This is a genomic window from Acidithiobacillus sp. HP-11 (genome assembly GCF_015100075.1).
Classification (GTDB): domain Bacteria; phylum Pseudomonadota; class Gammaproteobacteria; order Acidithiobacillales; family Acidithiobacillaceae; genus Acidithiobacillus; species Acidithiobacillus thiooxidans.
Genome location: NZ_JACKYY010000030.1, coordinates 1 through 12,166, shown reverse-complemented (window position 1 = coordinate 12,166; position 12,166 = coordinate 1). Strand labels below are relative to the sequence as shown.

Genomic DNA, 12,166 nt, shown 5'->3' with positions numbered 1-12,166 from the left:
CTGATCAGCTCACGGTAAACTGCCCCATCATGCCATTGTCCTCGTGTTCCAGCATGTGGCAATGGTACATATAGGGGAAGTCGTCGGGAGCGGGCTGCCCATAGTGGGCAATAAAACGTATGGTTTCAGCACGCCGGATCAGCAAGGTGTCTTTCCAGCCTGTTTCATAAGCAGGGGGCGCCTTGCCATTGCGGGACAGTATCTGAAACGAAGTGCCATGAACATGAAAAGTGTGGGCCATCTCCGCATCGTTGTAGACCTCCCAGATTTCCGTGCTTCCCAGGCGCAGACGCTGATTGATGACCTGCATATTCATGTACTGATTATTGATGGAAAACAGCGGTTGGCGACCGATCCCCATGGACATTTGCGCCGGACCGTTGTGCAGAGCGTTCTCCAGAGCCCTTTGGGCGAGAGACATTTTGTCCATAGGCATGCCCCTGAGCTCGAAACGGCGCGACGGCGCATCCGTTTGCAGGGTGGGGATGCTTACCAGGTGATCGGGCAAGCGTCCAGCTGGGCCTGTGGCAGAACCGACATGAATTTCCAGTAGATCAAAATTGCTGCGATCAAAATGGTCACTGTCCATGGGATGCAGGCTCAATTCGGAAACCACCGCCGCAGAATCGCTGCGTAACGCCAATGCATTCCCTGCAAGTGAGCGCAAATCGAGAAGGATTTCGGCGCGTTCAGCCGGTGCCAGAAGTAATCTCTGCACCTTCACCGGCGCTTCGAGATAGCCGGCATCACTGGCAATGACATAAAAAGCCCGATCTCCACTCAGGGCAAAATTGTAAAGGCGGGCATTGGAGGCATTGAGCAGGCGTAATCTGACCCACTGTGCCGGAACATGCAGAACGGGAGATTCGCGACCATTGATGAGAAAGCGGTTACCCTTCATCCCCATGACGTCCATGGCCTGAGGCATATAAACCAGTTTGCCCTGCGCATCGAGCAGACGGTCCTGCACGATAACCGGAATGTCATCTATCCCCCAATGGTGGGGGAGACCCAGTCGCCGATCAGTGCCGTCCTCCACCAAATACAGACCCGCCAGCCCCCCGTATACATGCGGTCCGGTTCTGCCGGCAGGGTGAGGATGATACCAGAGGGTGGCTTCGGGCTGATCAATCGTATAGCCGTAGGTCCATGTTTTTCCTGGCAGGATGAGGCTTTGCGGACCACCATCCATGGTTCCGGGCACGTGCGCGCCATGCCAGTGGGTGGTTGTGCTCTGATCAAGGTGATTGTGCACATACAGCCGCAGCTGCTGTCCTCTGGGGATGCGCAGGGCGGGTCCTAAAACAGCGCCGTTATAACCCCAGGTGGCCGTTTTGAGACCATCACTCAAAACGGAATGACCATCTGCCATGTGCAAGTGAAATTCCCGAACCTTGTCGCGCCCCATGACTCCCGTATATAACGGCGGAATGGGTAGTGCGCCGGAAAACACCGGCTTGGGTAATGGCGAGGATTTGCCATGCACTCCGGCCATATTCATGCCACTCATATTCATGGCCACGGCAGACGGCAGAGAAAGGAGCGCTGCAGTGCCGGCACCATAAGTCAGAAACTGACGCCGGGAAATGTGAAGCGCAGAGGATGGTTTGGCGCTGGCAAGTTTGCTCATGGCAGGAGTTCCCTGGTGGGTATGATTGACCGTGGAACCATAACATTGGAGTTGGCTTGAGGGTCAACACTCTGCCGATCTTGCTAATCCATGATGTGTATTTTGGGGCCGCTATAGCGATACCCGAATCCCGGAACGGTTTCCATCCAGTGATGTAAACCGGTATGTTCAAACAGGCGTCTGAGCCGATATATTTTTACGACCAGCGTGTTAGGGGCAATAAATACTTTTTTGCCATTTTTCAGTGCTTGTGTAAGTTGCTGATAAGACAATGCTTCGCCGGGATTCTGGGCCATGCAACAGAAGAGGTTGTACAGGTTTCTGGGGAGATAAACTTTTTGATCATCGACGCTGACTATCCGCGCCTTATGATTGATCGATATGTGCGTGGATTCGATCCGCTCTGCTGCGCTGCAGTCTGATGATGGAACCGGTTCCAGCAACCTGTGCAGATAGGCCAGGAGAGGCGCCGTACCCAGGCTCCAGGGAATAAAAGTCTGGGCTCCGGAGTGAATGGCATCTTCGGCAAGGCTGCCCAAAAGCGCATTGTGCGCCTCGGCCATGACTAAAAATGGCAGATCTGATCCATAATTTTTTTGCAAGACCAGCAGTAACTCCCTGATTTCATCATTCCAGCCATTGGTGATGAGGACGGGCCTGTTTGAATGATTCAGCAGTTTTTCGCAATCCAGAGCGGATGTTACCGTCTGAACTATATAAGCGGTATGAAGATTTATGCTTTGCAACAGTCTGGATTCATGTTGATCTCTTTGCGGGGATAACACGACAATATCCGGATCACTTTTGAACATTCTTTTTGTTGTGGGCATATGTAGCCAGGCCAGTCCTTCCACCACAATCCAGTGCAGATGAGCGGAAATGAAGGGGATTATAGAGGGTAAAAACATGTGTATGGTCCTGCAATGTTCAGATAAACCAGTCGGTGTGTGCACACTTTTTGAATCCATACATGGTAGCTTGGTAATGTGACATTATTATGACAATCTGCTCTCCCCGGCTTGCTTCTGAAAAGATGCGGGAACCATTCGTCATGATAAGGACATTTTTTAAGGTGTTCTTCCGGGTGTGCATGATGAAAATGGTCATAATATCGTCATCAAATTGTCATCTGTTTGACATATTCCCCTGATAGATTGTGCGGCTGCAAAACCAAGGGCTGACTCAGTCCTTAACGCCTACATAAAACAGGGAGAAACAAAATCATGAGTAAATCCGTATCATTACGTCCTTTGGTGTTGGCCCTCGTGGCTGGTGGTGTGTTGTTGACGGCTACCAGTGTCATGGCAGATACCATCACTGCTGCCACGGTAAGCAGTCAGGACAACGCAGCGGTGAATGTGGGAGAGGTCAATGCGGCCGCTGCTTCTCAATCCTTTCTGGGTAGCAGAGGAGTACATTCATTAACCCAGAAACACCGTTTTGACTCCGGTCAGTCCATAAAGGTATTGGGTAAACAACAAATTGCAGCTGCAGGACCGGTGGGCGGCAGTGCTCAGGCATTAGCCTACGCACCAGGCGTAAATGTGACGGGATACGGAAATACCGGCTCCACCAAAACATCCATCAGTGTCAATGGAATCAGTCAGGGCTGGGGTGGTTTTGGCGGGAGTGTCATAGATGCCGGTAACCTCTCGGTGACTTTTGATGGCGTTCCCATGGTCAATCCATCCACTGGTCTTTGGGAAAGTCCGCAAGTCCCACAAACGGGAATTTTACAGGGAATTGGTATCACCTACGGGCCGGGTAATCCGGTGAATCGCTGGTATAACAATATTGGCGGCCAAATCGCCTTTGTCCCTTTGCAGCCAACGGCACAGCCGGGCGCCAGCATCAAGATGACCTATGGAAGCTATAATTCCAAGAATATTGTGTTCAATGTCCGTACCGGCAGCATAGACGGATGGTCAACCATTATGGCGGGTGGCGCAGGATCCAGTAACAGTTACCGGCAAAGCCCCGATGGATTCGCGAATCCGAGTTACAATTATGCCTGGTTTCTGAAAACCAAAAAAACCTATACGGATGGTGATTTTTCATTGGGGGCCTATCTGGCCAAGGGTTCCGGATACCGTCCGGTTCCGGTTCCGGTCAACCCTATTGCCGGCGTCACTTATACCGGTGCCGCAACGGGACCATTATATAGCCAGAAAACTACCGGGTTTTATTCATCCATTCCTTTTGATATCTGGAACAAGGATGACAGCAATACGACCTGGCTGATTTACAGCAAGCTGAATCAGAAGCTGGACAAAACCTTTGCTTTGCACAATATGATCTGGTATCGCTACGGCCATCGCTTGCATCAGCATTATAATAATTACGGCTTGAGTAATCCCAGCAATCTCTATGAATACAACAATCCTCATGACAGCGTGTACGGGGACAAGCTATGGATTTCCGCCAAGCTTCCCTATAATGATGTCAGCTTCGGCGGCTTCTTTCTGAACAGCCAATATAATACCAAAAACGCTTTTTATAATCCGGCGGATGGTGGTTCTCTTGCGCTCCCCAATCATTCCTATCGGAATGATATTTTTAGCCAGACAGATTTGGCGGCATTTGTGCAGGATCGCATCAGTCCCATGCATAATCTGCATATTACTCCGGGGGTGCGCTTTATCAATTATCAGACCCAATACACACAGGGGGCAGATATTCCCGGAGCGACAGGCACCAATCAGGGCAAGCTGCCTGCTTCCAATAAAAGCTTTACCAAGGTGGAACCCTCGGTGGATTTCAACTGGAAGCCGCTGCAGTGGTTGGCGGTATTTGCAAGTTATGCCCAGGCCTACAAAGAACCGCAGGTTGGCGGTGGTGGCGGTCTCTACCAGAGTATCCGGCCGGTGTATAACCTTGAACATAGTGCGGATTATAATGCCGGCATAAAATTGCATTTTAATGATGCGGATTATCTGCACCATTTCTTCGCCATGTTCAGTTTTTATCATCTGCATTTCAGCAACCAGTTTGTTGCTGCCTATGATGCTAATGGAAATTATCTGGGGGACGCTGATGGTGACTCCATTTACCAGGGTGTAAACATCGCTCTGGAAGATGATCCCCTCTATAATGTGCATGTTTTTGCCAACCTGAATTTCGAGAAAGCCACTTTTGCACACTATACGACGGGTGGCGTCAGTTATCAGGGCTTGCCGGTATCCAATGTTCCCGAAAGCACGTTTAACATTGGTGCCAAATATCGCTATTTTCTGGATGGTATCCTGATGTCGCCCAGCATCTGGTACACCTATACCGGTGCCCAGAATATGTGGAATAACAATACGGTTATGCCCAGCAGTCAGAAAATTCCCGCCTATGACACGCTGAACCTCGGGCTGGAAAGCGTAATTCCCACCCATGGATCGGTACCTCTGCTGAAAGACGTGAAGCTCAACCTGGATATGCTGAATGTGACCAACAATCATTATAATCCGTTTGAGTACGTTACTTCCGGTGGTTTGCTCGGTGGAAATTCACAAGGACAGGTGCTGGCTCTCCCCGGAGCCCCGTTTACCGTCTATGGAAGTATTTCTGCTGACTTCTAAAACCTCTGCACAGCGGGGATGGAAATTTCTTCATCCTCGCTTAATGATCTTGTTCGGACGTAATTTGAGGGAAATTTTTCACATGAAAAAAACCGCACTAGCCAGATATGTGCTTTCGGTAATGACCATTTTTTTGCTATTTTTGGGGGTTGCCAATGCCGGAACAAGCACATTCAAACTGATCAAAGTTATTCCATTGCCGACCACGGATCAAGGTGGCGATGCAGTCAGTTATGATCCTTCCAATCATTGTGTTTATGTATCCATGGGAAAGACCGATGCCGGTGGCGTGGTCATCAATGCGGATACGAACGCACTCGTCAAGGTGGTTCGTGACGGTCTTGTCCGTCCATATGGTATGGCTTTTGACCATCAATACGTTTATTGGACATCCAATAAACTGGAGCATTCGGCGGGCGCGGGCAATAATACTGTACCTGAAAAAAAGTCCAGAATTTTTGTTGTCAATAAGGCTGACTGGAAGGTGGTTAATGTCTTTGATACGGTAGGTTCTGGTGCTGATGGCATCTGGGTGGACCAGAAATTGGGACGCCTTTATGTGGCCATGGATGACAGTAACTGGATTGATGTTTATACCTTGGGAAAAGCACCCAAATTTGTCGGGAAAATTTCCTTGTATCCGGAAACTGGTCATGGTCCTGATCTGGGTGTGTTGCTCAGTGCCCGGCATTTGTTGTACATGCCGGATGATTCCTGGGAAGAAAAAATCAATTTGCTGAACGGGCAAATTGAAGACAAGACCAATGTTGCTCCTTACTTTCCGGTCTCAGCGACAAAGCATCATCCTGATACCAAGGGACAAATTGTTGATCCGGAAAACCATACACTTTGGGTGGGCACTACGGGTTCCCGGATTTTTGTCTTTAATGCGGGCAATTTGAAAGTGCTCAAGCAGTTGCCTGCGCGGGCCGGTATTGATCAGGTTGCCTATGATCCGGCCTATCATTTGGTTTATGCCTTTGAAAGTAATGCCAAAGGCTTCAATGTCTATAATGCCCGAACCATGAAGCCGGTTACTTTTGTCTCTACCGGTTATGGCAAGACCCATACTGGAGCGGTAGACCCCGGTAACCACAAGATTTTTGTTTATGTGGGCGAGGCGCATGCGGTTTATGTGTATCAGCCTGTCCATGATTGAGGGATAGACTTCCGGTTGCTACTCATAGCTATAATTCACGACTTGCCATAAGCAGGTCGTTTTTTAACCAAGCAACCGGACATTTTATAAAAAGGGTTTCATCGATGCACGGATCAGATAGCTTACCCTGGCCACGCAGTGTCAAGTGGCTGCATATATTTTTGGCGCTGTTCATCACCTTTCAGTTGATGAGCGAGCTGGACATGAAAGCCATCTGGAAACATGTAGGTATTTCAGCGTTTCGGCACTTTCTGTTTGTATCCCATATGTGGGTGGGGATGGCCAGCACCCTGGTGATCATCCTGTTCTGGCTGGTTGTTGCCGGGAACGCTCAATTACGTGCCCATCTGTTTCCCTATCATGGGGTTTATCTGCAGCGTATTGGTAAAGATATTCAGGGTGCGACACGCGGTATTTTCCCCCCGGCGGGTATGCGTGGCGGATTGCCGGGCCTGGTCCATGGTTTGGGTCTTCTGGCCATTTCCGCCATGGGGGCTTCGGGGGTGGTGATGTTTGTGATGATTTATGCGGCTGGCGGCGTCAAGCCCGGCGATGCTTATGGCATTCCCCATGCCATCCATTCCCTGATTGCCAATCTGGTATGGGCTTACTGGTGGGGTCATATTGCCATGGCTCTGCTGCATGCGTCGCGTACCCCACGGATTTTGCGAATATTTATTCCCTAATTCTGGGCTAATACCGGGGCGGTATAGTGCGTAAACGGAGGGAATCAATGGGATCCCTCCATCATTTAACGCAGGTAACAGGAGCAAAATCATGAAAATATCTATACGGTTGGTGGGCGGTATTGTGGGCGGGGTGTTATTGCTGTCTGCTTTTGGTGCTTATGCTTTTACCGGCCAGGAGTTGGCTGGTAAAGCGAAGATCAGTATCGCCCAGGCACGCGCAACGGCTTTACGGACTTATCCCGGTAACATCACCGATCAGGAGCTGGAGAAAGAAAAAGGCGGCAGTGGCTTACGATATTCTTTCGTGATCAAAAAAGGGCATGTCAGTCATGAAGTCGGTGTTGATGCCATGACCGGTGCCATTCTGGAGAACTCCGTTGAGGGTGACCATGCGGATTAAGGCCTTATAGTTTTTAATCGGTGCTGACCCGCTCTTTCGAGCGGGTTTTGTCTGTGTTTGTGGGGGGTGACACTCAAAATGCGTATTCTGCTGGTCGAAGACGACCGAATGATAGGTGAAGCCATCTCTGTTGCGCTGCGGGATGCCGCTTATGCTGTGGATTGGACGCGTGATGGTGAAACGGCCCTGCAAGCCATTACCAATCAGGAATATCAGGCCATTCTTCTGGATTTGGGCTTGCCCAAACTGGATGGTTGTACGGTGCTGCAGCGGGTGCGGGCAATGGGTAGTGATCTGCCGATCATTATTATTTCTGCCCGGGATGCCCTATCAGACCGGATTGAGGGTTTGGACCTGGGGGCGGATGATTATCTGGTCAAACCTTTTGCCATGGATGAATTGTTGGCGCGCTTGCGTGCCATTATCCGTCGTCAGGGTGGACAGAGGTCGCCGGTGCTCAGCAGCGGATCCCTGCAGCTTGATTTAAGTACCCATATCGCGCAGCTTGGCGAAGTCAGTGTGCTGCTGAGCCGTCGGGAATTCGCCTTGCTGCAGGCTTTATTATTACGCCCCGGTGCGATACTGAGCCGGGCACAACTGGAAGAACGGCTCTATGGGTGGGGCGAAGAAATAGAAAGTAACAGCATTGATTTCCTGATACATGCTTTGCGCAAGAAACTCGGTGCGGAGGTCATCAAAAACGTGCGTGGTGCGGGCTGGATGGTTTCGCGTCCATTATGAAAAAATCCTTGCAGCGGCAATTGTCCATTGGCTTGGGTATTGCCATTATCTGTACAGGTTTGCTGGCCGGTTTGGCCGCTTTCTTTTTATCCCTGAATGAAGCCCAGGAATATCAGGATGCTTCCTTGCAGCAGATTGCTGCACTGGTCCCTCCTCAGGTCTGGCAGAATGCTTACCGCTATGATCAACGACATGTGGATATTGATCCGGACGCGCGTATCGTCGTTGAACCGTTATGTTTATCAAATTGTGGGAAGCTGGATACTCCTTTGCAACTGCCCCCGCAATTATCACAGGGATTTCACACGGTTGCTGTCAAAGATCAGGATTGGCGGGTTTTTGTACGGCGTCTGGGACCAGATAAGGCGCTGGCCGTGGCACAATCTACCGATCTGCGCAGTGATGCAGCTTTTGCCAGCGCGCGTTGGACCCTGTTGCCCTTGTTGATTCTGATTCCGTTGTTGGTGATATTCGCACGGATTATTGTTCGCCGCAGTCTGAGACCGATCCATGCTTTGGCCGAGGCCGTGGATCAGCAGAATGCCGACCGACCCACGCCGCTTTCTGTGGAGCAGGTACCCGAGGAGATTGTCCCGTTTATACAATCCCTGAATCGCCTGCTCGAAAGGATTCGGCAGTTGTTGGCTAAGGAGCGGCGTTTTATTGCCGATGCCGCCCATGAATTACGCACACCTTTAACGGCCTTGTCGCTCCAGGTGCAAAATCTGCAGCGGGCTGATTCTCTTGAGGAAAGTCGAAAACGTTTGCTGCCTCTACAGGATGGTTTGGAACGGACCCGTCATTTGTTGGATCAGTTGTTGGGTTTTGCCAGGCAGCAGAGTGTCGTTTCCACGATAGAACCGGTTGATCTGACCGCCGTAGCCCGTCAGGTTGTGGAAGATCTTTATCCTCTGGCGGAGCTGAAAAAAATAGATTTTGGCATGGACGCCGAACAAGCTTTGCGCGTGCAGGGTAGTTTTGCTGCCTTTTACAGCCTGTTGCGCAACGCTGTGGATAATGCCCTGCGCTACAGCCCGGACCATTCCGAAGTGACCGTGCGGGTGCGCAGCGAAGGGAATGATGTACTACTGGAAGTGCTGGACAGTGGTCCGGGGATTCCGCCCGAGGCCTCAGAACGCGTATTTGATCCTTTTTACCGGCTTCCCGGTTCAGCAGGAGACGGCAGTGGTTTGGGCCTGAGCATCGTGCGCAGTATCGCCGAACAAATGGGCGGGGAAATTATCCTGCAAGCACGGACAGATCACGCCGGGTTGCATTTCATCTACCGTCAAAAAGCTGGCTAAGTTTCGCTATGACGCAGCAGCATTCTATACTGAGTATCCATATTTTTATGAAGAACACGAATCACTTGAATCTCCTCTTCGGAGCGGCAGTTGTAAAAAACGACGTGACTCTGAAAAGGATGTTTACGCAGGTCAGGTTCGATATAATCACAGGGATTCCCAAGTCTTGGCGAATCGGCCAGTATTTTGAAAGTTTCATCCAAGCCTTTCAGGTAATGCAGGCGTTGTGCCCTTCCCCAGCGTTTCTCTGTGAATCGAGCAATTCCACGCAAATCGTTTTTAGCCGCAAGGGTAAGGGCAAATACGCCCATTAGCTCAATTCATTATCGAGTTCAGCCATAAAAGTTTCGTAGCTGTATGCAGCCGTTCCGCTGGCTCGACCTTCTGCAATCAACTGGCGCAGCGCTTCCAGTTTCTGTTCTTCATTCTCAAGCAGACGCAAACCGGCTCGCACCACCTCTGTCGCAGAGCCATAACGGCCCCTAGAAAGTTGGGCAGCAATAAACTGATCGAAATGGTTTCCCAAGCTAACACTGGTGTTTTTAGACATTGTGGTAATCTCCAGAAAATACCAATAATTGGTAAATATTGCAGTAGGCGCTTAACAAGTCAATCCCGCCGCCTCACAACTCCGCACAGCTCGTACATCGAAGCCAAAAGCCAATCCAATAGGTGTAAGCACTACGGGCAGATGCTGCGAAGGCTTGGCATTGGTAATGTTTTCCAACCTAGGCAGATCTATATTCAGCACCTGCTTGTACAAAAAAAGCAGAGCTGCCTTGGCCTGATTTTGAGTGGATGACGAAACGTGACGCTCATTGGCGAGGTAACTCAGAAAAGCCTCCACCTCAGCGACCCCCATATTTTGGGGATGGCGCTTCCGATGGAACAAAATAAAACGCCGCACCCAATCGGTATAAACTTCTTCAGTGCGGATACTGTAATGCATCGTCCGGATGCGGGCGCGCAGCTGATCCAGAAGCTTGGGCGGGTTGCTGGGATCTGGTCGGGTGTTTTTCATCTGGAAAATTTTAGGCTGTTAAATTATTGCGCAATGGGAAATATCATGAATATACAGCATGTTGATTACTACTAATATTGTATTAGACAATTCTTTGGTGGTAGTATTTCAGAATTTGAATTACGTTAGCTTTCACTTGTCTGAAATGCAGCCAATCCTCACTCTCAATTCGCGCGACCACATCATGCTCGAAGTGTTCCGCGATCATCTCGGGATCGCGGCGCCGCAAATGCGAAAGGAGATCCTGCGGCTGCAAGGAGATGTGGTCAAGATTCTTGCGTCAAAGGGCATTCAATACTCGGATCTGCGTTCGGCGCTGGTGCCAAGCGCAGATCGGCACGAAGCAGCTTTCATTTTCGACTCCACGGAGATTGAGTCTGGTATGTATGGAAGAGAAGTGCTCAAGCAAGTGCTTCCTCTTCTGGATCCACGCACAACGCAAAGCGTGCTCGTCGGTGATCTTCTAGGTGATGATCAAGACTTGATAGTTGAGATTCTCCAAGAATCTATGATCTTGGCGCGTTCCTTTACATTCAGGCATTCCACGCTTCTCTACGGCGTGTACATCAACAATCTGTCCTCCACCACCCTGTCACAGCTTCATGAGAAGTTGGCGGCCTTCCCAGCGTACCTTGGTCATATTCCAACATCCTTCGCATCACGGGCAAAGGCCTATCTTTCTCTTAGTATGGCAAACCTGTTCCTCAAAAAGAACAGAACTCTCATCCTCGGGCATGAAGGTGACCGATCCAATGCCGAGAACATAAATATCACTCTCTATCCACTTGAAGATTTTGGCTACAAGGTCGCAAGTCTGCAAGAGGTCTACTTCGGAATCTTCCTGTCATACAAAATCGAACGCCCTGTCTTTGGCGCGTTCGCAGTTGACTCGGAGATGGCACTGAACGCCATCTCCGATGAAGTTTCCAGTCTTGGCGATTTCAGCGTCATCTTGGAGGAAGCCAAGCATGGATACCTGATCAACGAGAAGCTTGGCAAGCTGGCCAAAGCTGGTCTTGCTGACGCAGATCGCGACTACATCGCATCGCTGATTGAATCAAAAATCATGGCCAGTTACCTCTACAACCTCATGTACCTCGATGAGCATGACGTAATGAAGTTCAACTTGATGGTTGAGGTCGATCGAGTCGACGGATACCCTGCACGAATGACAGTCGCGCTTGAGTACCTTCCGGCAAGCAAAACTCTCAGGGTCATTACGCTCTACTAGCGGTGAAACCTAACTCAAACGTTAGAGGTCTTCATGTTCTCGCGCATCAAACGCTGGCATGAAGGCAAAAAAATGCATTATCAAACAAGGGCATCTGGCTGCTCCTGGACAAGGACGAGCTTTTTGTTTCCTATGCCGAGTTCCCGTGGTTCAAACAAGCCACAGTTGAGCAAATCACCACGATTGAACGGCAATCTTCTGCTCATCTTTATTGGCCCTTGCTTGATGTTGACCTTGCAGTTGAATCTATCCGCAATCCAGCTTCGTTCCCATTAGTCGCCAAGGAGCTATGCTCGAAAGTGGTGTACGGGCGCGTTACAACTGGCTTGAATGAGGTGGCGTACTGTTGCTACAAAGGGTTTCCGACTCAAAGAGCAACATAAGGAGTACGCCGTGGAAAAGAATACCGTAATAGCAGGTGGGAT

The 12,166-nt window shown here is 50.1% G+C and carries 11 protein-coding genes and 2 pseudogenes; 8 read left to right on the top strand and 5 right to left on the bottom strand.

The features are described 5' to 3' along the window. Nucleotides 1-4: 4 nt before the first annotated feature. Both H7F08_RS09765 and H7F08_RS09760 read right to left on the bottom strand, forming a co-directional pair. Nucleotides 5-1,630 carry a multicopper oxidase family protein gene (locus H7F08_RS09765; RefSeq protein ID WP_226986199.1) on the bottom strand — a complete coding sequence of 542 codons (1,626 nt, stop codon included), beginning with the start codon at nt 1,628-1,630 and terminating at the stop codon, nt 5-7. An 83-nt stretch (nt 1,631-1,713) separates the two neighbouring features. Continuing rightward, complete coding sequence (locus tag H7F08_RS09760; RefSeq protein ID WP_193640454.1) at nt 1,714-2,538, bottom strand: winged helix-turn-helix domain-containing protein; 825 nt, start codon at nt 2,536-2,538, stop codon at nt 1,714-1,716. A 315-nt stretch (nt 2,539-2,853) separates the two neighbouring features. Between H7F08_RS09760 and H7F08_RS09755 the strand changes: the two genes are divergently transcribed. From H7F08_RS09755 to H7F08_RS09730, 6 genes are all read left to right on the top strand, one after another. Further along, a complete protein-coding gene (locus H7F08_RS09755; RefSeq protein ID WP_193640453.1) occupies nt 2,854-5,196 on the top strand; it encodes a TonB-dependent receptor in 2,343 nt (780 codons plus the stop codon). Nucleotides 5,197-5,278: 82 nt separating this feature from the next. Next, the gene (locus H7F08_RS09750; RefSeq protein WP_193640452.1) at nt 5,279-6,355 is read left to right on the top strand and encodes a YncE family protein; all 1,077 of its coding nucleotides are present in this window, start codon (nt 5,279-5,281) and stop codon (nt 6,353-6,355) included. Nucleotides 6,356-6,459: 104 nt separating this feature from the next. After that, a complete protein-coding gene (locus tag H7F08_RS09745; RefSeq protein ID WP_010642168.1) occupies nt 6,460-7,041 on the top strand; it encodes a cytochrome b/b6 domain-containing protein in 582 nt (193 codons plus the stop codon). A gap of 91 nt (nt 7,042-7,132) precedes the next feature. Next, nucleotides 7,133-7,444, top strand: coding sequence for a PepSY domain-containing protein (locus tag H7F08_RS09740; RefSeq protein WP_065958093.1), 312 nt, complete (start codon nt 7,133-7,135; stop codon nt 7,442-7,444). A 78-nt stretch (nt 7,445-7,522) separates the two neighbouring features. Next, nucleotides 7,523-8,185 carry a response regulator transcription factor gene (locus H7F08_RS09735; RefSeq protein ID WP_193640451.1) on the top strand — a complete coding sequence of 221 codons (663 nt, stop codon included), beginning with the start codon at nt 7,523-7,525 and terminating at the stop codon, nt 8,183-8,185. Then, entirely contained in the window at nt 8,182-9,489 is a 1,308-nt protein-coding gene (locus tag H7F08_RS09730) for an ATP-binding protein (protein WP_193640450.1), read from the top strand. The genes H7F08_RS09735 and H7F08_RS09730 overlap by 4 nt, the downstream gene beginning before the upstream one ends. On the opposite strand, the gene H7F08_RS09725 is transcribed toward H7F08_RS09730, so the two are convergent. The 3 genes and pseudogenes from H7F08_RS09725 to H7F08_RS09715 all read right to left on the bottom strand — a co-directional run. Next, the gene (locus tag H7F08_RS09725) at nt 9,486-9,800 is read right to left on the bottom strand and encodes a type II toxin-antitoxin system RelE/ParE family toxin (RefSeq protein WP_193640449.1); all 315 of its coding nucleotides are present in this window, start codon (nt 9,798-9,800) and stop codon (nt 9,486-9,488) included. The genes H7F08_RS09730 and H7F08_RS09725 overlap by 4 nt on opposite strands. Continuing rightward, nucleotides 9,800-10,039: a type II toxin-antitoxin system ParD family antitoxin gene (locus H7F08_RS09720; RefSeq protein WP_193640448.1), complete on the bottom strand. Its 240-nt coding sequence runs from the start codon at nt 10,037-10,039 to the stop codon at nt 9,800-9,802. Before H7F08_RS09720 ends, H7F08_RS09725 begins: the two co-directional genes overlap by 1 nt. Nucleotides 10,040-10,159: 120 nt before the next feature. Further along, nucleotides 10,160-10,510 (bottom strand): annotated as a pseudogene (locus H7F08_RS09715) (phage integrase N-terminal SAM-like domain-containing protein); the annotation flags it as partial. A gap of 58 nt (nt 10,511-10,568) precedes the next feature. Here H7F08_RS09715 and H7F08_RS09710 point away from each other — a divergent pair. Continuing rightward, the gene (locus H7F08_RS09710) at nt 10,569-11,741 is read left to right on the top strand and encodes a hypothetical protein (RefSeq protein WP_193640447.1); all 1,173 of its coding nucleotides are present in this window, start codon (nt 10,569-10,571) and stop codon (nt 11,739-11,741) included. Nucleotides 11,742-11,833: 92 nt separating this feature from the next. Next, a pseudogene (locus H7F08_RS09705) lies at nt 11,834-11,992 on the top strand (DUF2442 domain-containing protein); the annotation flags it as partial. Nucleotides 11,993-12,166: the final 174 nt, after the last annotated feature.